Genomic DNA, 23,934 nt, shown 5'->3' on the forward strand with positions numbered 1-23,934 from the left:
TTTACTTCATCGTACAATTCAACTGAGCATTTAATGCATCGAAATCGAATTGGTTGCGGGGGCCGGATTTGAACCGACGACCTTCGGGTTATGAGCCCGACGAGCTACCAGGCTGCTCCACCCCGCGTCCGATGGAGGCGAACTATACTCCCCATGAGATTTCGTGCAACCCTTTTTTGAATTTATTCAAATAAAGCACTTAGTTGCTGACTTTTTATCCATAAAATGGCCATTTGAGACGCAATTTGGTTCAGTACACTTTTTTCGACTGGGGCAATTCCTTTCTGACAGGTCGTTTGTTATCGTTTCGCCAGTCATTTCCCTGAATGTAAGAGAGCGCAGCAATAATGAAAGGACGTTGGAGTAAATATCTGCTGGGTGGTCTGGTGATAGCGGTTCTGGCGGGGTGTTCATCGCGACCGACCGACCGTGGCCAGCAGTATAAAGATGGTCGTCTGGATAATGCGCTTGAATACGTGAATGAGCCGAATGCGACAGGCAAACCGGTGAATGCGCTGGATTACTCCAATCAGGTTGCCGCAGTCCAGATTGCCTCTTCTTCTTTATATGGTCGTAATAACACGACGTTTCAGGCTGTCGAACAATGGTTACGTTCGGGCGCGGATACCCGCAATCTGAGCCAGTACGGCATCAGTGCGTATCAGATGGAAGGCGCCGACAATTTTGGTAACGTCCAGCTGACCGGTTATTACACGCCGGTGGTGCAGGCGCGCTATACCCGTCAGGGCGAATTCCAGTATCCGCTGTACCGTATGCCGCCAAAACGTGGCCGTCTGCCCGATCGCGCGTCGATTTATTCCGGTGCGCTGAGCGATAACTACGTGATTGCCTGGACGAATTCCCTGATGGATAACTTCATGATGGAAGTGCAGGGCAGCGGCTATGTCGATTATGGCGATGGCCGACCGTTCATGTTCTTTGGTTATGCAGGCAAAAATGGCCATGCTTACCGCAGTATTGGCAAAGTGTTGATCGACCGTGGTGAAGTGGCGCGTGAAAACATGTCGATGCAGGCTATCCGTCAGTGGGCCGATACGCACAGCGCGGCAGAAGTCCGTGAACTGCTGGAACAAAACCCGTCATTCGTGTTCTTTAAACCTGAACCGTTCGCCCCGGTTCGCGGTGCCAGCGGTGTTCCGCTGATTGCCAAAGCGTCGGTAGCGTCTGACCGTTCGCTGATCCCGGCCGGTACAACCTTGCTGGCTGAAGTGCCCGAGCTCAACGATAAAGGTAAGTTTACCGGTAAATATCATATGCGTCTGATGGTAGCGCTGGATGTTGGCGGGGCGATTAAAGGACAACATTTCGATATGTATCAGGGGATTGGGCCTGATGCAGGACATTCTGCAGGATATTATAATCACTACGGACGCGTCTGGGTGTTAAAATCAGCGCAGAACGGCAAACCGTTGTTCACGGCCTACGCGCCCTCTCACTAGATTTCGATATAACGCACTGAGGTTTATCTTTTCATGACAGCTACATATTCCGACGCTTACCAGCAACGTTTTGGCGGAACTGCCCGGCTTTATGGTCAGCAATCGCTGGAGTTGTTCTCGCAGGCGCATGTCTGCGTAATTGGTATCGGCGGAGTGGGTTCATGGGCGGCGGAAGCGCTGGCGCGAACCGGCATTGGTGCGATAACGCTGATTGATATGGATGACGTCTGCGTGACCAACACCAATCGTCAGATTCATGCGCTGCGTGAAAATGTCGGGCAGGCGAAAACAGAAATCATGGCACAGCGCATTCTGGCGATTAATCCGGAGTGCAAGGTGACGTGTATAGACGATTTTATTACGCCGGATAACGTCGCAGAGATGCTCAACCAGGGTTTCAGCTACGTGATTGATGCTATTGACAGCGTACGGCCTAAAGCGGCGCTGCTGGCTTATTGCCGTCGTTATAAGATCCCGGTGGTAACGACAGGCGGTGCGGGCGGACAAATCGATCCAACCCAAATCGCTGTCGTGGATCTGGCGAAAACCATTCAGGATCCGCTGGCGGCAAAACTGCGTGAACGTCTGAAAAATGATTTCAATGTGGTGAAAAATAGCAAAGGTAAGCTCGGGATTGACTGTGTATTTTCCAGCGAACCGTTAATGTATCCGCAGGCTGATGGTTCTGTGTGTGCTTCAAGAGCCACGGCAGAAGGGCCGAAGCGGATGGATTGTGCTTCCGGTTTTGGTGCGGCGACGATGGTGACCGCGACGTTTGGTTTTGTCGCGGTGTCTCATGTGCTGAAGAAAATGATGGCGAAAGCACAGCGTCAGGCTCAGGCCGCCTGACGGGCAAGCGCGATTACGCCTTCTGCCAGCGCATTAAGGCCGCTTGCGCGGCTGGTGCTGAGCTGCTCACGCAATCCTAATACATCAAACAACGCCAGCGGATCCCGGTTTAAGATCTCGTCTGGCGTTTTGCCTTCTACGGCAGTCAGCAATACAGCCAGCAAACCTTTCACGATTCGGCCTTCACTGTCGCCATAAAAATGCATCGTCCCGTTATCTGCTTTTTCCGCGCCCAGCCAGACCCGGTTTTCACATCCGGATAGCTCATTTTCAGGTGTTTTCAGCGTAATATCCAGCGGTGGTAAGGATTTTGCGAGCAGGATTAACTGACGGTAGCGGTCTTCCCACTGACGAAATGACGCAAATTTTTCGGTCAGTGAGGCTTCAGTGATCTCATGGCCGAAAGGATGTGGCGCTGACATGGTATTCCCCAAACAATGAATTAATCGGCTAATAAGTCGAGGGCGTATTTTACCGCAACGACCAGCCGCGTAACGTCCTGTTCATTATTATACGGCGCAAACGAGGCCCGTAATGTTCCGCTGATGCCCAGAGCGTTCATCAGGGGCTGAGCGCAATGCTGTCCGGCGCGCAGGGCGATAGCCTGTTCGGCCAGCAAAGCGACAAGATCACTGTGATGTTCACCGGCGATATCGAATGCCAGAACGGACGAATGCTGAACACGAAAACTGCGGAAGCCTTCAATTTGCGCAAGCTGTTCCTCAGCCAGTGCCGCCAGATGCTGTGCATGTTTCTCCGCCGCTTGCATATCCACGGTTTTTAACCATTTCAGTGCAGCAGACATTCCGATCACACCGGCAATATTTGGCGTTCCCGCCTCGAAACGGTGCGGAACGGCCTGCGGTGTGAAATCCGTCATAGAAGCCTGCGTCAGCATTTTTCCGCCGCCCTGCCACGGCGACATACTTTCGAGTAATTCAGTTTTGCCATACAACACACCGATGCCGGTCGGCCCATAAAGCTTATGACCGGAGAAAGCATAAAAGTCTATATCGAGCTGTTTTACATCCGGCGCGCAATGCACCACGCCCTGTGCGCCATCGATAAGAACGGGCGTGCCGTTAGCGTGTGCCAGTTCAACGGCGCGGGCAATATCAGGCATTGCGCCCGTCACGTTCGACATTTGCGTCAGCGCCAGCAGGCGTGTTTTGCTGCTCAGCAGACGGGGAAGGGTGCTGATATCCGGTATGCCAAGTTGATCTACCGGCAGCGTGACGACGTGCGCCTGACACTGCTGCGCCACCATCAGCCACGGAATAAGGTTAGCGTGATGTTCTGCCTGGCTGACAATAATTTCATCACCAGGCAGCAGGCGCGGACGTAGCCAGCTTTGCGCCACCAGATTGATGGACTCCGTGGTTCCCCGCGTCCAGACGATATTTTCGTTACGCGGCGCATTGATCCATTGCGCCATCTGTAATCTGGCCTGTTCGTATTGTTCCGTCAGGGTTTGCGCCGCACGATGCTGGCTGCGGTGGACGGTAGCGCCTTCCTGAGAGTAGAAATTCACAGTGGCATCGATCACTGCCTGCGGCTTCAGCGCGGTGGCTGCGCTGTCGAGATAGCATTGTCCCTGAGACAGTGCAGGAAAGTGCTGGCGGAAACCGGCAGGGTTAAAGTCAGTCATACGAAATCAAATCCTTCAGCCTGAGTTAAAGAATGCAGGTTTTTTTGTAACACAAGCCGCTTATCCATTTTAGGAATGGTTACCTGGAAATTTATCAGAAGTTTGTTATGCTGAATTACGTTAACTAAATACATTAGCCTGGAAGTTTAACCAGGAATTTTAAGCATTTTAATCTGCAAGGAGTCTATGATGAAGAAGATCGCCGCCGTAATTTCAGCTGCACTGCTGACCACAACACTTGCCGCCTGTTCAAGCAACTACGTGATGCATACCAACGATGGCCGTACCATTGTTGCTGATGGCAAACCTAGCACGGACAATGATACCGGTATGATCAGTTATACCGATGCGTATGGCAACAAGCAGCAGATCAATAAATCTGAAATCAAAGAAATGGCAGAAGGGAACTAATCCCTCAGGTGAATTCCCCGATGGGTTGAAGCCGGGGTAACCTCACATTCTGCTTTATGACAAAACCGGCTCTTCTTGCGATGAGGCCGGTTTTGTCACATTATGCGCCCGCATAACGCCGTACTTGCCTTAATTTGTCCTGAAAAACCAACAGGCAAAAAAAAGCACCGCAAATTGCGGTGCTGAAAAATCACTTTGGACAGACAGGGTAATGTACAGGAAGTGAAAAGTTTGTAGCATTCAAGCTACGTGTCTGGATTGCCAGACAATTGCAAACACAACATCACAACCACAAGCCAAAAGTATTTCAGCATCCTCATACCAATCTACTTTTCGTTCCGGCTCAGGAAGTGGCGCCACTATAGGTTTTTGCCTGTACATCCTCAACGGACAAATTATAATGTCTCGGATTAAAAAAACTAATATCTAAACCCGCGGACAGGCGCTCCGCTTACCGGCGAATAAGAAGTATCCATTCTATGTCAAAACGTTTACCGCCTTTGAATTCTCTGCGGGTATTTGATGCCGCAGCGCGCCACCTTAGTTTTACTAAGGCTGCCGAAGAATTGTTCGTCACGCAGGCCGCTGTTAGCCACCAGATTAAGTCACTTGAGGACTTTTTAGGGTTAAAACTGTTTCGAAGACGTAATCGCTCATTGTTACTGACCGAAGAAGGGCAGAGCTATTATCTGGATATTAAGGAGATATTCTCCTCCCTGAATGAGGCGACGAGAAAACTTCAGGCGCGCAGCGCTAAAGGCGCACTGACGGTAAGTTTGCCGCCGAGCTTTGCGATTCAATGGCTGGTGCCAAGATTGTCTGGCTTTAACTCAGCTTATCCGGGCATTGATGTGCGTATTCAGGCCGTGGACCGTGAAGAAGACAAATTATCCGACGATGTTGATGTGGCGATTTTCCATGGACGGGGCAACTGGCCGGGGCTGCGGGCCGAGCGTTTATATGCTGAATATTTACTTCCGGTTTGTTCTCCTTCTTTTCTGATGAGTGATAATCCGCTGAAGGAACCGGCTGATTTAAGCCACCATACGTTGTTGCACGATGCTTCGCGCCGCGACTGGCTGGCCTACACCAAACAACTCGGGTTACAGCAGATCAATGTCCAGCAAGGGCCTATTTTCAGCCACAGCGCGATGGTGGTTCAGGCTGCCGTTCACGGGCAAGGCATAGCGCTGGTGAATAATGTCATGGCGCAGACTGAAATTGAGGCCGGACGTCTGGTCTGCCCGTTCAGCGAAGTTTTGATCAGTAAAAATGCTTTTTATCTGGTTTGTCATGACAGTCAGGCAGAACTGGGTAAAATAGCCGCCTTTCGTCAGTGGATCCTCGCGCGAGCAGCCAGCGAGCAGGAAAAACTGCGCTTTCGTTTCGATCAGGCATAAGGCCGGATCCCCTGGGATAGAAAGTTCTGAGTCTGCTTATCAGACTGATTGATTTGGATTTTCATCGGCAAATAACGATAACAGGTAACGCATAATGACCAGTCGTTCAATGTTGATCTTCGCTGCAATCAGCGGTTTTATTTACGTCGCTTTCGGTGCCTTCGGCGCACATGTGTTGAGCCAGTCGCTTGGCGAAGCAGAAATGGCGTGGATCCATACCGGATTAACGTATCAAAGTATTCATACCCTGGCGGTGATGATTTTAGCTGTTGCGATGCAGCGCCAGCGTAATGTGTGGTTCTACTGGAGCAGCGCCTTTTTAGCGCTGGGAACCGTGTTATTCAGCGGCAGCCTTTATTGTCTGGCGCTGTCGCATCTCCGTTTATTCGTTTTTGTAACTCCGATTGGCGGTACCTTGTTCCTGGTCGGTTGGATTTTGATGTTGATCGGCGCACTGCGCCTGAAGAAAAAGGCCGAACGCCATGAATAAAGTTGCTCTCTACTGCCGTCAGGGTTTTGAAAAAGAATGTGCAGCAGAAATTACCGACAAAGCCGCAAAGATGGAAATCTTCGGTTTTGCCCGCGTGAAAGAAAACAGCGGATATGTGCTGTTTGAATGCTACCAGCCGGATGATGCTGACCGTATCGCTAAAGATTTGCCCTTCCGCGAACTGATTTTTGCCCGTCAGTTAATAGTGGTCGGCGAATTGCTGAAAGATTTACCGCCGGAAGACCGTGTTTCTCCGATCGTCGGCATGGTTCAGAACGTGATCACCAATGGCGGTGAGCTTCGCGTCGAAGTGCCGGACACCAATGAAAGCAAAGAACTGACTAAGTTTTGTCGCAAACTGACCGTGCCGTTGCGTGCTGCGATGCGTGAACGCAAAGTGCTGGGTAAGAAAGAGAATGCGTTGCGCCCGGTCGTGCATGTGTTCTTTATTGCGCCGGGTTGTTGCTATGTGGGGTATTCCTACAGCAACAACAATTCACCTTTCTACATGGGTATTCCGCGCCTCAAGTTCCCGTCCGAAGCGCCAAGCCGTTCAACGCTGAAACTCGAAGAAGCTTTCCACGTCTTTATTCCGGCGGATGAGTGGGATGAACGTCTGGCCAGCGGCATGTACGCGGTCGATTTAGGCGCGTGTCCGGGCGGTTGGACGTATCAGCTGACACAACGCAGCATGATGGTCACGGCTATCGACAATGGTCCGATGGCGCCAAGCCTGATGGAAACCGGTCAGGTTATTCATCTGCGCGAAGACGGCTTCCGCTATAAATCCACCAGTACTAAAAACTACTGGCTGGTCTGTGACATGGTAGAGAAACCGGCGAAAGTGGCTGCGCTGATGTGTGACTGGCTGGTCAACGGCTGGTGCCGCGAGGCAATTTTCAACCTGAAGTTACCGATGAAAAAGCGTTACGAAGAAGTGTCTAACATTCTCGAGCGCATCGACGAACGGCTGAAAGAAAATGGTGTGAACGCGGAGATCTTTGCGAAACAGCTTTATCATGACCGCGAAGAAGTCACCGTGCATATCCGCCGTTTCTGGTCAGCTATTGGCGGGCGTCGCGATGAGCGTGATCGCTGATACTCTTCATACTTCGAGTTGCTGATGCGTTGGCTGCATGCGCTCACCCGAATCACTTACTTATGTAAGCTCATCGGGATTCACTTAATTGCCGCCTTCCTGCAACTCGAATTATTTTGAGTATCTGATTATGGCGTTTCTTAATAAGAAGCGCCTTTTTTACACCCATTTTATGGCAGACGCAGTTGCTGTAAGTTGCCGTCGAGCGCCACGTCGGTTTGCAGCGTCGAAACCCGTTTGCAGATATAAGCCTGTTCGCGGTGTTCCTCCAGCTTCTTACGCCATTTTTCCGGCACGCCTTCCAGATTATCGTAAAGCTCATCCAGCGAGCCGGTTTGCGTCAGTAATGTCACCGCTGTCTTCGGACCAATGCCCGGCACGCCTGGGATTTTACTGCTGCTGATCCCCGCCAGACCCCAGTAATCGGTGAGTTGCTGAGGCAGAACGCCAAAGGTTTCCTGCACAAAAGGCATATCCAGCCAGCGTTTCTGGAAATAATCGCGGATCTGAACATTCGGAGCCAGCAACTGGCAGTATCCTTTATCGGTTGAAACAATAGTCACCTGATGACCGCCGGACGATACTTTTGCCGCCAGCGTGGCAGCCAGGTCATCCGCTTCATTGCCCGCAGAATGCCAGCAGGCGATGCCCTGCGCTTCGAAGCCGGCTTTCAGATCGGGCATTTCTGTAAACAGATTCTCCGGCATCGGTGTACGCCCGGCTTTGTAGTCGGGCAGGCACTGATGACGCCAGCTGTCGGCACGGTCATCTTCGTCAAATACCGCAACGGCGTGTGTGGGTTGAGTATGCTGAATCAGCTGGCCGATAGCATTCTGGCAGGTAATAAGACAAGGCGAGCTCTGTACTGCGTGAATACGGCGGATCAGGTTCAGGGCATCAATAATCAGCAGATGTATTGCCATGTTAATCTCCATAATAAAGGCGACTTGCGTCGCCCTTAGATCTGCTTTAGAAGTGTGACTTGCCGTGTGAACGGTTAATCAGGCACAAATCTCATAACAAGGAATGTACGCACTGCCCGGCAATTTCATGCGGTGCTGTGCGACGAACCCTTGCAGCAGGCTGTCCATTTTTTTCATCAATGCCGGATCGCCATGCAGTTTGAAGCGACCATGTTGCTCGATGGCGTGGATCCCAAATTCTTTCACGTTACCGGCCACAATCCCGGAGAAGGCGCGGCGCAGTGCGGCGGCCAGTTCCTGCGGTGGCTGGTTTGGATAAAGGTTCAGGTTCGCCATGTTTTCATGGTTTGGCTCGAACGGATGCTGCAAATCAGGCGCAATGCGAATCGACCAGTTAAAGCTGTAAGCATCGCCGCTGTTACGGCGGTTTTCTTTCACCAGCGGCATCGCATGTTTCATCTGACGGGCTACTTCTGTCGGATCATCGATAATGATGGTGTAGAACTTACAGGCTTCTTCGCCCAGCGTTTCTTTAATGAAAGCATCGAGCACATGGAAGTAATCGGCGCTTTCTTTCGGGCCGGTCAGGATCAGCGGGAGAACCTGATTGCTGTTTTCCGGATCCATCAGGATCCCCAGCAGATAGAGCAATTCTTCTGCGGTGCCGACGCCGCCAGGGAAAATAATGATCCCGTGGGCAATACGCACGAACGCCTCAAGCCGTTTTTCGATATCCGGCATGATAATCAGTTCGTTGACCAGCGGATTAGGCGGTTCAGCGGCAATGATTGAAGGTTCGGTCATGCCGATAAAGCGGCCTGATTTGTAACGTTGTTGCGCGTGACCGACTGCGGCACCTTTCATTGGCGCTTCCATCGCACCCGGCCCACAGCCGGTGCAAATGTTCAGTTCGCGCAAACCCAGCTGGCTGCCGACGTTGCGGGCGTACTGGTATTCGATTTCATTAATAGAGTGACCGCCCCAGCATACGACCATATTTGGATCTTCATCCAGATGCAGGGCGCGGGCGTTACGTAAGATAGAAAATACCAGATTGGTCAGGTGTGCTGAATTTTCGGTATTCAGGTGCTGAAAACGACCGGCGTTGTCGATTTGCCCGCTGACGAAGAGAATATCGCGCAGCACGGCAAACAGGTTGGCCTGTAATGAACGGATGATCCGCCCGTCCACAAAGGCATCTTCCGGCGGGTTTACCAGTTCAAGTTTCACGCCACGCTCTCTGCGCAACACATTGATATCAAAGCTTTCGTAACGATCGAGAAGTTCTTTACTGCTGTCAGTCTGACTGCCGCTGTTAAGGACGGCCAGTGAACAATTTCGGAAAAGGCGATAGAGGTCGCTGCTCGCCGTGCGTTTGAGCATGTCGACTTCCAGCTGCGACAACAAATCCATTGAGCCTAACGGGCTGATATGTGTAATCAAAGTTGCTCCTTGACACCAACGGGTGCAGTGATTCTTTCTGCTACCTGATTGCGGCGCATGATTTTTCGAATCATGTTTTTTGCGCCGTATGCAATTTAACAGTAACCCTGTCATCAGGCTTTTACCAATGCTGACAGAGCGTTAGCTCAGTTCTTGAGCAACGTCTCGCATTATTGTCTGACAAGTCTCGCTGTTGCAGGTTCAAACGGGAAGTTGGATCTCCACGGATTGATATCCAGTCCGCCTCGACGTGTATAGCGCGCATAAACGGCAAGCTTTTCCGGCTGGCAGAAACGCAGGAGATCATTGAAGATGCGTTCAACGCATTGTTCGTGGAATTCGTTGTGATGACGGAAAGACACCAGATAACGCAGCAGGGCTTCACGGTTGATTTTCGGACCGCGATACCGGATTTGCACGGAACCCCAGTCTGGCTGATGGGTGATCAGACAGTTGGATTTCAGCAGATGACTTACCAGCGATTCTTCAACAGTTTCCTCGCCTTTAGCATTGACCAGATAATCAGTGCTGAACTCATAGCTGTCGATTTCAATATCCTGCTCATCAATACAGATGCCGTCGAAATGTCCTACCGGTGACCCTTCAATTTCAGACAGACGGCTGACTGTCACTGTGACGTCACCTTGTGCGCAGGCGCTCAGGTCACGTGTTAAGGTTTCCTGCACCGTTTTCCAGTCGGGGAAGACGGTTTGATTAAAACTATTCAGATAGAGTTTGAAACTTTTGGATTCGATCAGGTTCTGACTGTTGGCATTCAGGCTGATTTCGCCCACAGCAACCTGTGGCAATCCCTTCGCGTTGAGCCAGGACAGTTCATACAGCGTCCAGATATCGGCGCCATGAAACGGTAAGTTATCCGGATACAAGCCCAGCGGCTCACGGTTCATGCTGCGCGGAACGGCCTGCAATAAAGACGCATCATAATGGTCAACGTAAGCCGTACTTTTGCCCAGCGTCAGTTGCGCCAGAGCGGGGTTATCCTGATATGAGGACATGCTGTCACCTTGCTTAGAGATCGGTACAATAGAGAATAGCCACCAGTTTAACCCAGCCTTACCGGAAGATGAGAGAATTATGGAGTCTGAAGTTTCAGTAGCATTGCGTGAATTTACTCAGCGTTTTGTCGATCTCTGGCAACAGGAAACCGGCATGCCTCCTTCCAGTGAAGCCCTGTTTGGGGTGGCTTCGCCGTGCGTGGTGAAGACGGAAGAAGATAAAGTGTACTGGCTGACTCAGACGTTCAGCCCGCAGGCAACCCTGGAAAATGTCGAACGCGCGATGGAATTACAACTGCGTCCTGAGGCGCATGCGTTTTATACCACGCAGTTTGCCGGAGACATGACCGCCAGCTGGCAGGGCAATGCGCTGACCCTGTTGCAGGTGTGGAGCCCGGAAGATTTCACCCGTTTGCAGGAAAATCTGATTGGTCATCTGGTTACGCAAAAGCGTCTGAAGCTCACGCCAACGATTTTTCTGGCGACCACAGATTCCGAGCTGGATCTGGTTTCGCTTTGTAATGTGACGGGTAATGTTGTGCTGGAACAATTCGGCAGTAAAAAACGAACTATACTCTCGCCATCGTTGTCAGAATTCCTTACAATGCTGACCGCTGTTTATCCCGCCTGATTTTATTAACCATGTCCCCATCCCGCAGAGCACAAATGGCTCACAAGCGTGTGAGAGATCTCTCACAAAGGCTGTAAGAGATCTCGCTAATTTGACTTAATCACTTCACTCTAAAAATCCATATAACTATCAAGATCAATAAGTTAACTCGATTATTTTTTGTAAGAAGGCTTACACCCCATGTTTTTGGCTTACACCCTGTCTTGTCCTGAAAGGCAAAATCGACGATTCTAGTCGTGCACCAAGGAAGCATGAGACAGAACATCAGGATGATGGCTGAATCATTAAAGAAGGGGACGGCTCAGGAAGAGTCAGGACGGCATCGGATTATGCCAGGATGTTTCAGGACGAAACCAGGGACACCTCCAGGACGGAGAAGAGAGCTCACAAAGGAAGCTGAGCGGGTCACAGATGACCAAGGGATATCAGTCAGGATGACTTAGGACAGACCGTCAGGATGAAAGTTGGACGATGCGAAGGATAGCCGGTTAGGATAACCGCAGGAAAAGTTTTCAGGGATTGAGCAGGGAGCACTTAGGTAGCTGGATTGCTATAAAACGAACCGGGGGCACTGTGTAAACAGTGCCCCCAATTTTTTGTCTGAATTTTGTCGCAATGTCTGAAGCGTGTTATAGCAACAGGCTCCGCAATATCCGAAGCGCCCCTTAATTATCAGCCAATTGCCCCTAAGACATCATCCTGCCCCTGTTTTTTCGGCAGCAGGAATAGAGTAGCGAAGATATCCAGCAGATAAATTGCCGCCAGTAGTGTAATTGCTGCGGTAAACGAAACCTGAGCAACCAGTATCCCGATCACCAGCGGACCAAAACCCCCTACGCCACGACCCAGATTAAATAACAGATTCTGCGCCGTTGCTCTGACGTGTACCGGATAGAGGTCAGATATCAGGCCGCCGTAGCCGCCAATCATGCCATTCACAAACATGCCCATCAGCGCGCCCGCGAACAGCATCAGGGTAGGATCGGTAAGCTGCGCATAACACACCACCATAATCACGGCACCGACCTGATAAATCAGGAAAATTTTCCAGCGCGGGAAACGGTCAGAAAGCACGCCGAACAGCCAGATGCCAAACGTCATGCCGACAACCGTGACTGCCGTCCACAGTCCGGACTTCGTCAGAGAGAAGCCGAAGTTTTTCGACAGATAGCTTGGCATCCAGATCATCAGCCCGTAATAGCCAAAGTTCTGCACAGAACATAAGATCAGAATACCGATACTGGCTTTTGTCGTGACTTTATCGCGGAACAGTAACTTAATGCGGCTGAACAATGAGCCATCATTATTGCTGGCAGTGTGTTTTACGAAAGCTTCCGGTTCGCCCATTGTGCGACGGATAAGGAAAGAGGCCAGTGCCGGTAACAGGCCGACCAGAAACATACCGCGCCAGCCAATAATGCCCAGCAACATCGGTGTCAGGAAGGCGGCCATTAACACGCCAAGCTGCCAGCCCATGCCGACATACGCCGAGGCGCGGTTACGTTTTTCCGCCGGCCACGCTTCTGCAATCAGCGCCATGCCGATACCGAACTCGCCACCGAGCCCGACGCCTGCCAGCGTGCGGTAAATCAGTAAATCCCAGTAGCCTTGTGCGAAAGCGCATAAACCGGTGAACAGTGAGAACATCAGAATGGTGAATGTCAGTACGCGGATACGGCCAAAGCGATCGCTGATTGGCCCGAAAATTACGCCGCCCAGTACGGCACCAATCAGAGTCCAGGTGACCAGAGAACCACTTTGTGAGGAAGACAAACCAAATTCGCTGGTAATAGCCGGGAGCATGAAACCGAGGATCAGTAAATCAAAACCGTCCATGGCGTAGCCAGTGACGGAGGCCAGCATGGCTTTTGCCGGTGTTGCGTGTGCTTTTTGAGCGTGTGCTTTTTGAGTATGTTGTGCGGACATGTTTACACATCTGTGAAGAAAAAAGTGGCGGTAGTTTGCCCGTAACGGGCGTTTATCGCCACCATGAAAAACTTATGGCTGGATTGATTAATTGGATACGATGCAGAAAGTTGGGGCATCAGTCCTTCAATGTTATGCTTTGCGCCCCCGGCGAAGGCTGCCCGGGGCCATGAACGAAGAGAGTCATTAATGAATACAGAAAACCAGGTTCGCCAGATTTTAGAAGATATCGAGCAGGTCATGCGTGATGACAAGCTGTGGCACGCCACGCCGCCGGAAGCGGAAGCCTTTGAAAGCAAAGAGCCGTTTTCCGTAGATACCATGTCAGCTGAGCAATGGCTGCAATGGGTGCTGGTTCCCCGTATGTACGCGTTGCTGGAGGCTAAGACGCCACTGCCAACCCGTTTTGCTATCACCCCCTATTTTGAAGTGGCGATGCCGGAAGCACTCCGTTTGCTGACACAACTGCAACGCCTCGACGATTTGCTGAATATAGAAGACTGACATGCTGGAAATTTTGTATCAGGACGAACACCTGATTGCAGTGAATAAACCTGCGGGTATGCTGGTTCATCGCAGCTGGCTGGACCGCCATGAAACGGTGTTTGTGATGCAAACGTTGCGTGATCAGATTGGTCAGCATGTCTTTACGGTCCACCGGCTGGATAAGCCGACGTCAGGCGTTTTGCTGCTGGCGCTGTCGAGCGAGGTGGCACGTTTGCTGTCGCAGCAGTTCGAAAATAATCAGATGAGCAAGGTGTATCACGCTGTGGTTCGCGGTTATGTGCCACAAGACGGCACCCTGGATTACGCGCTGACCGAAGAGCTGGATAAAATCGCCGATAAGTTTGCGAATCCGGATAAAGCGCCGCAGCCTGCGGTCACGCATTACCGCGTCGTCGCACAGGTTGAGATGCCGGTGGCTGTCGGACGTTACGACACCGCGCGCTACACGCTGGTTGAACTGAAACCGGAAACCGGTCGTAAGCATCAGTTGCGCCGTCATATGTCGCATCTGCGCCACCCGATTATCGGTGACAGCGCCCATGGCGATTTAAAGCAGAACCGTGGCATGACCGAACATTTCGGCTGTTCCGGACTGATGCTGCACGCCAGCCATATGGCGCTTCCTCATCCTGTGACAGGTGAACCGCTGTCGATTCAGGCGCGCTGGGATCATCGCTGGCAGAATGTGGTGACACAGTTTGGCTGGCAGGGAAAAATCCCTGAGCTTGAAAGGGTTGAGTTTGCAGAAACTTGCGGTCAGGATAGTCCACAAATTTAAGTCCTTTGATTGAAATATTGGCATCACACAGGAGTGAAACTCATGGCAGAAGTCGGAATTTTTGTCGGTACGGTGTACGGCAATGCGTTACTGGTAGCAGAAGAAGCGGAAACCGTGCTGAAAGGCCAGGGCCATGACGTCAAATTGTTTGAAGAAGGCACGCTGGAAGCCTGGCAGTATTACCGTCATCACTTTGTCCTGATTGTGACTTCCACCACCGGTCAGGGGGATTTGCCGGACAGCATCGCGCCTTTGTATGCCGCTATCCGCGACACGGTCGGGTATCAGCCGGAACTGCGCTACGGCATGATTGCGCTGGGCGATATCAGCTACGATCATTTCTGTGGCGGCGGTCATAAACTGGATGATTTATTGCAGGAACAGGGTGCGTCGCGTATCGGCGAACTGCTGGAAATTGATGCGATGGAAACCGCCGAACCGGAAACGGTCGCTGTTCCCTGGGTGGAAAAATGGGGTCAGTTGCTTAAATAACGTCGTATCCCGTCTTTTCTCCGCGCAATAAAAAAGGTCAGGCAAATGCCTGACCTTTTTACTTTCTCAATCTTCTGACTGCGACTATCAATCAGCGGCCGTTGGTCAGTTTTTCCAGATCGGATTCAATCTCAGAAATTTTATTCGCCACAACAGATTCAAGGTGACGCAGATCATCAAGAATCTTACGCTTCAGATCCACTTCAACCTGATCGCGCTGGCAGATTTGGTCAAGCTCATCAATCACATAGCGCAGGTTAGGGCTGATTTCATGAATTTCTTTATAACCTTGTCCCGCGTTATCGGCAACGATGGTTTTGCGCTGGCGTGGATATTTAAATTTCACGCTTTTAGCAAAGAATTCACCTTTATCTCTGCGGAAGTAGATCTTCAGAATATCGTTATTTGCCTCCTGACGCAGGCTGTAACGATCAATATCGTCGGGATTATTAATGCCCAGGCTTTTCAGATTGTCATACATAGCGCTACCTTCGTTTAGGAGAATATTTAACGGTCATGATGAACCGAAGAAGAATTCGAATCGTTGATTAATGACACAATTTGCTATCAGCAAGATAAAAAAATAGCGGGTAACTGATGACCCGCTATTTTTAATCTTAGTCGATGGTACGCAATAACTCATTCAGGCCCGTTTTGCCCAGAGTTTTCGCATCTACTTTCTTGACGATAACTGCACAATACAGGCTGTATTTACCGTCTTTAGAAGGCAGGTTGCCGGAAACGACAACGGAACCCGCGGGGACGCGGCCGTAATGCACTTCGCCGGTTTCACGGTCATAAATTTTGGTGCTCTGGCCGATGTAAACGCCCATGGAAATCACCGAGCCTTCTTCAACAATCACGCCTTCAACGATTTCTGAACGCGCGCCGATGAAGCAGTTGTCTTCGATGATGGTCGGGTTAGCCTGCAGTGGCTCAAGGACGCCGCCGATGCCAACGCCGCCGGACAGATGTACGTTTTTACCAATCTGAGCGCAAGAACCTACGGTCGCCCAGGTATCAACCATGGTGCCTTCATCAACGTAAGCGCCGATGTTGACGTAAGAAGGCATCAGCACGGTGTTGCGTGCAATGAATGCGCCTTTACGCACGGCGGCAGGTGGCACCACGCGGAAACCTTCACGCTGGAAACGCGCTTCATCGTAGTCAGCGAATTTCATTGGCACTTTATCGAAGTAACGGCTTTCACCGCCTTCCATCACCTGATTGTCATTGATTCTGAACGAGAGCAGTACCGCTTTCTTCAGCCACTGATGCGTCACCCATTCGCCATCAATCTTCTCAGCCACGCGCAATTCGCCGCTGTCGATTTTGTTGATAACCTGAGTGATGGCGTCGCGCGTTACGCTGTCAACGTTAGCCGGAGTAATGTCTGCACGGCGCTCGAAGGCTTGTTCAATAACGGTTTGTAGTTGCTGCATCCTGTTCTCTTTCCTGAATTGGTTTTAAAAGATAGTGGTACTTGTATCACATTTTATCGCCAGGGTTGAGTGCCTCAGTTAATCGGCGCGTGATTTCCTGACGAGTTTGCTTATCCAGCGCACGGCGCTCAGCATTGGCCAGAATAAATAAGTCTTCCACGCGTTCGCCGATGGTCGAGATGCGTGCACCGTGCAGCGAAAGCCCGAGATCAGAGAACACTTCCCCGACGCGGGCCAGCAGGCCAGGCTGATCCAGCGCCACCAGTTCCATGTACGTGCGGCGGTCGGTATGCGTTGGCAGGAAACTGACTTCGGTCTGTACGCTGAAATGACGCAGTTTCGGCGAAGGACGTCGGGCGCGTGGCGGCTGATAAGCCTGCGTCATCGACTGTTCCAGCGCGTAACGGATCGCTTCATGCCGGTCTTGTGCCAGCGGACTGCCGTCCGGTTCCAGTACGATAAAGGTATCCATCGCCATGCCGTCGCGATTAGTGAAAATCTGCGCGTCATGAATGCTCAGGTTACGTCTGTCCAGCTCACCGGCAACGGTGGCAAACAGATACGGGCGGTCAGGACTCCAGATAAATATCTCCGTACCGCCGCGCGTTGCCTGACGGCTGACCAGCACCAGCGGTTTGGTGGAGTCATGCTCAAGCAAATGTCTTGCGTGCCACGCCAGCTGATTTGGGGAATGGCGCAGGAAATAATCTGCCCGGCAGCGGCTCCAGATGCGGTGCAACGCTTCCTCATCAATATTATCCATGCGCAGCAAGGCCAGCGCCTGCAGGCGATGATGGCGTACGCGCTCGCGCAGGTCCGGCGTATTTTGCATACCACGACGTAGCTGTTTCTCGGTGGCAAAATACAGCTCGCGTATCAGACTCTGCTTCCAGCTGTTCCACAGGGTTTCGTTAGTGGCACAGATATCGGCTACGGTCAGGCTGACCAGATAGCGCAGACGAACTTCGGTCTGCATTTCGGCGGCAAATTGTTGGATCTCGTTCGGATCCTGAATATCGCGGCGCTGCGCCGTCACTGACATCAGCAAGTGACAACGAACCATCCACGCGACCAACTGCGTTTCACGGGAATTCAGTCCGTGCAGTTCGGCAAATTCCAGCACATCTTGCGCGCCCAGAATCGAGTGGTCTCCGCCACGGCCTTTGGCGATATCGTGGAACAGAGCGGCCATCAATAACAGTTCCGGCTGCGGCAGGCGAGGGTACAATTCCACGCATAAAGGATGTTTCGGCCGCGTCTCTTCATGGGCAAAACTTTCCAGTTTTTGCAGCACGCGGATGGTGTGTTCATCAACCGTATACGCATGAAACAAGTCGAATTGCATCTGCCCGACGATTTGCCCCCATTGCGGCATATAAGCCCACAACACGCTGTGGCGGTGCATCGGCACCAGCGCCCGCGACACGGCGCCCGGATGGCGCAGAATCGACATAAACATTTCGCGTGCCTGGGGGATCATACACAGCGGCTCTTTAAGATGGCGGCGGGCGTGGCGCAGTAAACGCACGGTCGTCGAGTAAATCCCTTTGATTTCGCGATGACGCACCATCAGGTGGAACATGCCGATGATGGTTTCCGGGCAGGTTTCGAACAGGGATTCGTCACGCAGATCGATAAGGTCGCCGCGCAGCTGAAAATGTTCATCCAGGGGACGCGGTTTTTCATTCGGGCCAATCGCCAGAATGGCTTCATCGAACAACTGCAATAACATCTGATTCAGCTCGCCGACCCGGCGGGTCATACGGTAGAAATCTTTCATCATTCGTTCGACGGGCTGGTTGCCTTCACCCTGATACTGCAACAGCTGCGCCACGCTTTGCTGGCGGTCGAAAAGCAGGCGGTTGTCGTATCTCGGCAAGACCAGATGCAGGGCAAAACGGATACGCCACAGGAAGCTCTGACATTCCAGCAGCTCGTTGCGCTCGGCTTTGGTCAGGAAGCCAAATGCCACCATTTCATCGAGCGATGTGGCGCCAAAATGGCGGCGGGCCACCCACAGAATCGTGTGGATATCACGCAGGCCGCCTGGGCTGCTCTTAATGTCCGGCTCAAGGTTATAGCTGGTGCCGTGATAACGCTGATGGCGCTCATTCTGCTCTGCAATTTTAGCGCGGAAAAAGTTCGGTGAAGGCCAGAACCCGTCGCTGAAAATGTGTTTCTGCATACTGAGAAACAGTGCCACGTCGCCGCAAATCAGGCGGGATTCGATCAGGTTAGTCGCGACCGTTAAATCGGCCAGCCCCTCTAACAGGCATTCTTCCAGCGTGCGGACGCTGTGGCCGACTTCAAGTTTGAGATCCCACAGCAAAGTGATCAGCTCGCCAATCCGCAGTGCCTGTTCGTCGTTGAGGCGTTTCTGGCTCAGTACCAGTACATCAATATCGGATAAAGGATGCAGTTCACCACGGCCGTAACCGCCGACGGCCACCATCGCAGTTTCAGGAATATTGTCGAACCCGTAGAACGTCCACAGACGTTGCAGGAGTTGGTCGATGTAATGCGTTCGCGCATCCACCAGCTCTTCCGCCCGTTGCCCGGCATTGAAGGCATCCGCCAGCCATACCTGAAACTGTTCCATATGCTGTTTCAGGCTCTGACGGTTTAAATCGTCATCCGGATAGACAGAAGGGGAGGCAGGCTGTGGGGGGAAAGTCTGGGTAAGATCCTGCGTGGTTTGCGGTTGCAGACTCTTTTCAGCCGGAAAATTTTCAATCATGGGTGCGCAGCCCTACACGTGAGAGACCAATAAACGTGAAAGATAAAAAAACCGGCTTTCGCCGGTTTGATTCACAGATTTATACCCTCTCCGCAGAGCGGGCGACTGTTAGTCGTGCGTCAGAATAGCCGGGATGGTGTCATCCTTACGCAGCGTCATAATTTCACAACCGTTATCTGTCACCACAATAGTATGCTCGTACTGAGCCGACAAGCTGCGATCTTTAGTTTTTACTGTCCAGCCGTCTTTCATGGTACGGATACGGAAATCACCGGCGTTGACCATCGGTTCAACGGTGAAAGCCATACCAGCTTGTAATACCACACCGCCGTCATCTGCATCGTAATGCAGAACCTGAGGTTCTTCGTGGAAACCTTCACCGATACCGTGACCGCAGTATTCGCGAACCACAGAGAATTTCTCGGCTTCGACGAATTTCTGGATCTCTTTACCCAGCGTGCGCAGACGAATACCCGGTTTGATCATACGCAATGCGATATACAGACTTTCCTGCGTGATGCGGCAAAGACGCTCACCCAGAATAGTCGGTTTACCCGCGATGAACATCTTTGAGGTGTCGCCGTGGAAACCGTCTTTAATCACGGTGACATCGATGTTGACGATATCGCCATCTTTAAGGATTTTGTCGTCACTCGGAATGCCGTGGCACACCACTTCGTTAATCGAAATGCAGACAGATTTCGGAAAACCGTGGTAATCCAGACAAGCAGAAACCGCTTTCTGTTTGTTCACGATGTGATCGGCACAAATGCGATCAAGCTCACCGGTGCTTACGCCAGGTTTGACGAAAGGTTCAATGATTTCCAGCACTTCAGCGGCCAGACGGCCAGCAACGCGCATTTTTTCGATGTCTTCAGGGGTTTTGATTGAAATAGCCATGTGTTGTCCTGCAGGTTCTGTGCATCAGGTGTGCTTTATTTCTACACCGATGTCGTCAATAATTAGCTGTGGCTTATGGTATCAGCCCTGATATTTGCTGCCAAACTATCATTTCCCGCTAAGCAATTCGGTGAACAAAAGTTGCTGTCCGGCCGTTATTTATGGTATAAAGCGCGCCGGCAATCCGCTCTGGGTCTTACGACGCTGAGGGATTAAAGCCAAAATCACTCATTGTGTACTTATTAACGTAAGTAATAACACACACGTATCGACACATACGCCGGGGTGCCTTGGGAATTCGTTCTTCGGGGTCGGTTGTATGGGATACGTGGAGGCATAACCCCAACTACTTAATAGAGGTTTTATCATGGCAACTGTTTCCATGCGCGACATGCTCAAGGCCGGTGTTCACTTCGGTCACCAAACCCGTTACTGGAACCCGAAAATGAAGCCATTCATCTTCGGCGCTCGTAACAAGGTTCACATCATCAACCTTGAGAAAACTGTTCCAATGTTCAACGAAGCTCTGGCTGAGTTGCAGAAGATCTCCTCCCGTAAAGGTAAGATCCTGTTCGTTGGTACTAAACGCGCAGCAAGCGAAGCGGTAAAAGAAGCTGCACACAACTGCGACCAGTTCTTCGTGAACCATCGCTGGTTGGGCGGCATGCTGACTAACTGGAAAACTGTTCGTCAGTCCATCAAACGTTTGAAAGATCTGGAAGTTCAGTCTCAGGACGGTACTTTCGAGAAGCTGACCAAGAAAGAGGCGCTGATGCGTACTCGTGAACTGGCTAAGCTGGAAAACAGCCTGGGTGGTATCAAGGATATGGGTGGTCTTCCTGATGCTCTGTTCGTAATCGACGCTGATCACGAACACATTGCAATCAAAGAAGCTAACAACCTGGGTATCCCGGTATTCTCCATTGTTGATACCAACTCCGATCCGGATGGCGTTGACTTTGTTATCCCTGGTAACGATGACGCAATCCGTGCAGTAAATCTGTACCTGAGCGCTGTTGCTGCCACTGTTCGTGAAGGCCGTTCGCAAGATCTGGCTGTTCAGGCAGAAGAAAGCTTCGTAGAAGCTGAATAATAAGGCAAGCTCAGCAGAGCCCTTATTAACCAGGTATTGAAATATGTTGGTTAGGGGGCCTTTATTGGCCCCCTTTGCTTATCTTAAATGCGAGAAATATCTCATCGCAAAAACTCTTTTTGCACTGAGATAATCGAGGAAAATACAATGGCTGATATTACCGCTGCCCTGGTAAAAGAACTGCGCGAACGTACTGGCGCTGGCATGATGGATTGTAAGAAAGCTCTGGTTGAAGCTAACGGCGACATCGAGCTGGCAATCGAAAACATGCGTAAATCTGGCGCGATCAAAGCTGCGAAAAAAGCAGGCAACGTCGCTGCTGATGGCGTGATCAAAACCAAAATCGAAGGCAACTTCGGCGTGATTCTGGAAGTTAACTGCCAGACTGACTTCGTGGCTAAAGATGCTGGTTTCCAGGCTTTCGCTGACAAAGTGCTGGACGCTGCTGTTGCTGGCAAAGTGACTGACGTTGAGGTTCTGAAAGCTCAGTTCGAAGAAGAGCGTATTCAGCTGGTTGCTAAAATCGGTGAGAACATCAACATCCGTCGCGTTCAGATTCTTGAAGGCGATGTGCTGGGCAGCTACCTGCACGGCGCACGTATCGGTGTTATGATCGCTGCTACTGGCGCTGATGAAGAACTGGTTAAGCAAATTGCAATGCACGTTGCAGCAAGCAAACCAGAATTCGTTAAGCCTGAAGATGTGTCTGCTGAAGTTGTAGAAAAAGAGTACCAGGTTCAGCTGGACATCGCGATGCAGTCTGGCAAGCCGAAAGAAATTGCAGAGAAAATGGTTGAAGGCCGCATGAAGAAATTCACCGGCGAAGTTTCTCTGACTGGTCAGCCTTTCGTTATCGACCCAAGCAAAACTGTTGGCCAGGTTCTGAAAGAACACAACGCTGACGTGACTAACTTCATCCGCTTTGAAGTGGGCGAAGGTATCGAGAAAGTTGAGACTGACTTTGCTGCTGAAGTTGCAGCAATGACTAAACAGTCTTAATCAGTATCTGATACACCCTAAAATGGAACCGCTGCGAAAGGGCGGTTCCGTTTTATCCAGCCCCAAATTCCTATTACATTGTGCGTAAAGTCATTCTGGCAGCGCTATGATGTAAAGACCGACTATCCATTAAGACACATTGCTTCTAGGACAGACACCATGGCTACCAATGCGAAACCCGTTTATCAACGTATCCTGCTCAAACTCAGTGGCGAAGCCCTGCAGGGCAGTGAAGGTTTTGGTATCGACGCGAGTGTATTAGATCGTATGGCTCAGGAAGTAAAAGAGCTGGTCGAACTCGGCATTCAGGTAGGCGTTGTGATCGGCGGCGGTAACCTTTTCCGTGGCGCGGGCCTCGCACAGGCGGGCATGAATCGTGTTGTAGGCGACCATATGGGTATGCTGGCGACTGTCATGAACGGCCTGGCAATGCGCGATGCATTACACCGTGCCTATGTTAACGCGCGCCTGATGTCTGCAATCCCTTTGAACGGTGTTTGTGATAATTACAGCTGGGCTGAAGCTATCAGCTTGCTGCGTCATAACCGTGTGGTGATTTTCTCCGCCGGTACCGGCAATCCTTTCTTTACCACTGACTCAGCAGCCTGTCTGCGCGGTATCGAAATCGAAGCTGATGTGGTATTAAAAGCCACCAAAGTTGACGGCGTGTATTCTGCTGATCCGGTGAAAAACCCGGAAGCAACGCTGTATGAAAGACTGACCTATCAGGAAGTGCTGGAACAGGAATTGAAAGTGATGGATCTGGCGGCCTTTACGCTGGCCCGCGATCACAATCTGCCAATTCGTGTTTTCAACATGAATAAGCCGGGCGCTCTGCGTCGCGTGGTGATGGGTGAAAATGAAGGGACGCTGATTTCTAAAGCGGAGTGATCCTTCACAATTGAACATTGTGTTCAGCCAGCCTCTGCTGGCACGAGTATTCACGGACTATACTGATGTTATGGTCTGCCAGGTAACCCGCTTTCAAAGGTTAACAACGTGATTAACGAAATCAAAAAAGACGCTGAAATTCGTATGGAAAAATGCGTTGAAGCATTTAAAACCCATATCAGCAAAATCCGCACCGGCCGTGCGTCACCAGGCATCCTGGATGGCATCATGGTGGAATATTACGGTTCAGCTACACCTTTACGCCAGCTGGCGCAGGTGACTGTTGAAGATTCCCGTACTCTGGCAATCTCCGTATTTGACCGCTCAATCAGCGCAGCGGTAGAAAAAGCGATCATGACCTCTGATCTGGGTCTGAACCCTTCTTCAGCAGGCGCGACTATCCGCGTTCCACTGCCAGCACTGACCGAAGAACGTCGTAAAGACCTGATCAAGGTTGTTCGTGGCGAAGCAGAGCAGGGCCGTGTGTCTGTGCGTAACGTTCGCCGCGATGCGAACGACAAAACCAAAGCGCTGTTGAAAGATAAAGAAATCAGCGAAGACGAAGATCGCCGTTCTCAGGACGATATTCAGAAACTGACTGATACTTTCATCAAGAAAATCGACGTTGCTTTGACTGAGAAAGAAGCTGAGCTAATGGAGTTCTGATCCAACGTTCAGCTTCCTACAAAGCGCCGCAATTGCGGCGCTTTGTTTTTATCGGGCTTTAATTCTTTTACCCGTTCGCACAATCTCATAGACAAGCCAGATAAGAGGTTTCAGACTGTGCACTTTCCCAATC

General features: G+C 51.2%; 24 protein-coding genes and 1 tRNA gene. 14 read left to right on the top strand and 11 right to left on the bottom strand.

Annotated elements, in window-relative coordinates; all coding sequences use genetic code 11:
• Positions 1–50: 50 nt before the first annotated feature.
• Positions 51–127, bottom strand: a tRNA-Met gene (locus tag J1778_RS04090).
• Positions 128–347: 220 nt separating this feature from the next.
• Between J1778_RS04090 and mltA the strand changes: the two genes are divergently transcribed.
• The gene (gene mltA / locus J1778_RS04095) at positions 348–1,460 is read left to right on the top strand and encodes a murein transglycosylase A (protein WP_217172111.1); all 1,113 of its coding nucleotides are present in this window, start codon (positions 348–350) and stop codon (positions 1,458–1,460) included.
• A 33-nt stretch (positions 1,461–1,493) separates the two neighbouring features.
• A complete protein-coding gene (gene tcdA, locus J1778_RS04100; RefSeq protein ID WP_217172112.1) occupies positions 1,494–2,309 on the top strand; it encodes a tRNA cyclic N6-threonylcarbamoyladenosine(37) synthase TcdA in 816 nt (271 codons plus the stop codon).
• Here tcdA and csdE read toward each other — a convergent pair.
• Positions 2,297–2,731 (bottom strand): cysteine desulfurase sulfur acceptor subunit CsdE, encoded by a 435-nt coding sequence (gene csdE, locus J1778_RS04105; RefSeq protein WP_217172113.1) that lies wholly within the window; start codon positions 2,729–2,731, stop codon positions 2,297–2,299. The genes tcdA and csdE overlap by 13 nt on opposite strands.
• 20 nt (positions 2,732–2,751) lie before the next feature.
• A complete protein-coding gene (csdA, locus tag J1778_RS04110) occupies positions 2,752–3,957 on the bottom strand; it encodes a cysteine desulfurase CsdA (protein WP_217172114.1) in 1,206 nt (401 codons plus the stop codon).
• Positions 3,958–4,146: 189 nt separating this feature from the next.
• On the opposite strand from csdA, the gene J1778_RS04115 reads away from it, so the two are divergent.
• The 4 genes from J1778_RS04115 to rlmM all read left to right on the top strand — a co-directional run bounded on the left by J1778_RS04115 (position 4,147) and on the right by rlmM (position 7,357).
• Positions 4,147–4,368, top strand: a complete 222-nt coding sequence (locus J1778_RS04115; protein WP_112288311.1) for a YgdI/YgdR family lipoprotein — start codon at positions 4,147–4,149, stop codon at positions 4,366–4,368.
• 479 nt (positions 4,369–4,847) lie between these two features.
• Positions 4,848–5,768, top strand: a complete 921-nt coding sequence (locus J1778_RS04120) for a transcriptional regulator GcvA (RefSeq protein WP_217172115.1) — start codon at positions 4,848–4,850, stop codon at positions 5,766–5,768.
• 94 nt (positions 5,769–5,862) lie between these two features.
• Positions 5,863–6,258, top strand: coding sequence for a DUF423 domain-containing protein (locus J1778_RS04125; protein ID WP_217172116.1), 396 nt, complete (start codon positions 5,863–5,865; stop codon positions 6,256–6,258).
• Positions 6,251–7,357 (top strand): 23S rRNA (cytidine(2498)-2'-O)-methyltransferase RlmM, encoded by a 1,107-nt coding sequence (rlmM, locus tag J1778_RS04130; protein ID WP_217172117.1) that lies wholly within the window; start codon positions 6,251–6,253, stop codon positions 7,355–7,357. Before J1778_RS04125 ends, rlmM begins: the two co-directional genes overlap by 8 nt.
• A 170-nt stretch (positions 7,358–7,527) precedes the next feature.
• Here the strand turns inward: rlmM and xni are convergent, their stop codons facing one another.
• From xni to queF, 3 genes are all read right to left on the bottom strand, one after another.
• On the bottom strand, positions 7,528–8,280 hold the full coding sequence (gene xni / locus J1778_RS04135; RefSeq protein WP_217172118.1) for a flap endonuclease Xni: 753 nt from the start codon (positions 8,278–8,280) through the stop codon (positions 7,528–7,530).
• Positions 8,281–8,358: 78 nt separating this feature from the next.
• Positions 8,359–9,723, bottom strand: coding sequence for a nucleotide 5'-monophosphate nucleosidase PpnN (gene ppnN, locus J1778_RS04140; RefSeq protein WP_217172119.1), 1,365 nt, complete (start codon positions 9,721–9,723; stop codon positions 8,359–8,361).
• A gap of 170 nt (positions 9,724–9,893) precedes the next feature.
• Positions 9,894–10,739 (bottom strand): NADPH-dependent 7-cyano-7-deazaguanine reductase QueF, encoded by an 846-nt coding sequence (queF, locus tag J1778_RS04145; protein WP_217172120.1) that lies wholly within the window; start codon positions 10,737–10,739, stop codon positions 9,894–9,896.
• 79 nt (positions 10,740–10,818) lie between these two features.
• Between queF and syd the strand changes: the two genes are divergently transcribed.
• Entirely contained in the window at positions 10,819–11,370 is a 552-nt protein-coding gene (gene syd, locus J1778_RS04150) for a SecY-interacting protein (RefSeq protein WP_217172121.1), read from the top strand.
• Between the two features lie 672 nt (positions 11,371–12,042).
• On the opposite strand, the gene J1778_RS04155 is transcribed toward syd, so the two are convergent.
• Positions 12,043–13,296 (bottom strand): MFS transporter, encoded by a 1,254-nt coding sequence (locus tag J1778_RS04155; protein ID WP_217172122.1) that lies wholly within the window; start codon positions 13,294–13,296, stop codon positions 12,043–12,045.
• Positions 13,297–13,485: 189 nt separating this feature from the next.
• On the opposite strand from J1778_RS04155, the gene J1778_RS04160 reads away from it, so the two are divergent.
• Genes J1778_RS04160 through J1778_RS04170 form a run of 3 tightly spaced genes read left to right on the top strand, consistent with a single transcriptional unit; the run spans position 13,486 to position 15,073 of the window.
• On the top strand, positions 13,486–13,800 hold the full coding sequence (locus tag J1778_RS04160; protein WP_217172123.1) for a YqcC family protein: 315 nt from the start codon (positions 13,486–13,488) through the stop codon (positions 13,798–13,800).
• A gap of 1 nt (position 13,801) precedes the next feature.
• Entirely contained in the window at positions 13,802–14,581 is a 780-nt protein-coding gene (gene truC, locus J1778_RS04165; protein ID WP_217172124.1) for a tRNA pseudouridine(65) synthase TruC, read from the top strand.
• Between the two features lie 42 nt (positions 14,582–14,623).
• Complete coding sequence (locus J1778_RS04170; RefSeq protein WP_112288322.1) at positions 14,624–15,073, top strand: flavodoxin; 450 nt, start codon at positions 14,624–14,626, stop codon at positions 15,071–15,073.
• 91 nt (positions 15,074–15,164) lie between these two features.
• On the opposite strand, the gene J1778_RS04175 is transcribed toward J1778_RS04170, so the two are convergent.
• The 4 genes from J1778_RS04175 to map all read right to left on the bottom strand — a co-directional run bounded on the left by J1778_RS04175 (position 15,165) and on the right by map (position 20,152).
• Positions 15,165–15,554 (bottom strand): DUF3461 family protein, encoded by a 390-nt coding sequence (locus J1778_RS04175; RefSeq protein WP_013574189.1) that lies wholly within the window; start codon positions 15,552–15,554, stop codon positions 15,165–15,167.
• A gap of 136 nt (positions 15,555–15,690) precedes the next feature.
• Positions 15,691–16,515, bottom strand: coding sequence for a 2,3,4,5-tetrahydropyridine-2,6-dicarboxylate N-succinyltransferase (gene dapD / locus J1778_RS04180; protein WP_101079222.1), 825 nt, complete (start codon positions 16,513–16,515; stop codon positions 15,691–15,693).
• 46 nt (positions 16,516–16,561) lie between these two features.
• Entirely contained in the window at positions 16,562–19,252 is a 2,691-nt protein-coding gene (glnD, locus tag J1778_RS04185; RefSeq protein ID WP_217172125.1) for a bifunctional uridylyltransferase/uridylyl-removing protein GlnD, read from the bottom strand.
• 108 nt (positions 19,253–19,360) lie between these two features.
• Complete coding sequence (gene map / locus J1778_RS04190; RefSeq protein WP_113878223.1) at positions 19,361–20,152, bottom strand: type I methionyl aminopeptidase; 792 nt, start codon at positions 20,150–20,152, stop codon at positions 19,361–19,363.
• Positions 20,153–20,519: 367 nt separating this feature from the next.
• Here map and rpsB point away from each other — a divergent pair, with 367 nt between their 5' ends.
• The 4 genes from rpsB (at position 20,520) to frr (ending at position 23,801) form a co-directional block, all read left to right on the top strand.
• Positions 20,520–21,245 (top strand): 30S ribosomal protein S2, encoded by a 726-nt coding sequence (gene rpsB / locus J1778_RS04195; RefSeq protein WP_095923217.1) that lies wholly within the window; start codon positions 20,520–20,522, stop codon positions 21,243–21,245.
• A 147-nt stretch (positions 21,246–21,392) separates the two neighbouring features.
• Positions 21,393–22,244, top strand: coding sequence for a translation elongation factor Ts (tsf, locus tag J1778_RS04200; RefSeq protein ID WP_217172126.1), 852 nt, complete (start codon positions 21,393–21,395; stop codon positions 22,242–22,244).
• Between the two features lie 159 nt (positions 22,245–22,403).
• Positions 22,404–23,135, top strand: a complete 732-nt coding sequence (pyrH, locus tag J1778_RS04205) for a UMP kinase (RefSeq protein ID WP_095923215.1) — start codon at positions 22,404–22,406, stop codon at positions 23,133–23,135.
• Between the two features lie 108 nt (positions 23,136–23,243).
• Entirely contained in the window at positions 23,244–23,801 is a 558-nt protein-coding gene (gene frr / locus J1778_RS04210; protein WP_217172127.1) for a ribosome recycling factor, read from the top strand.
• Positions 23,802–23,934: the final 133 nt, after the last annotated feature.

Origin of the sequence: Rahnella bonaserana, from assembly GCF_019049675.1 — a bacterium.
Classification (GTDB): Bacteria; Pseudomonadota; Gammaproteobacteria; order Enterobacterales; family Enterobacteriaceae; genus Rahnella; species Rahnella bonaserana.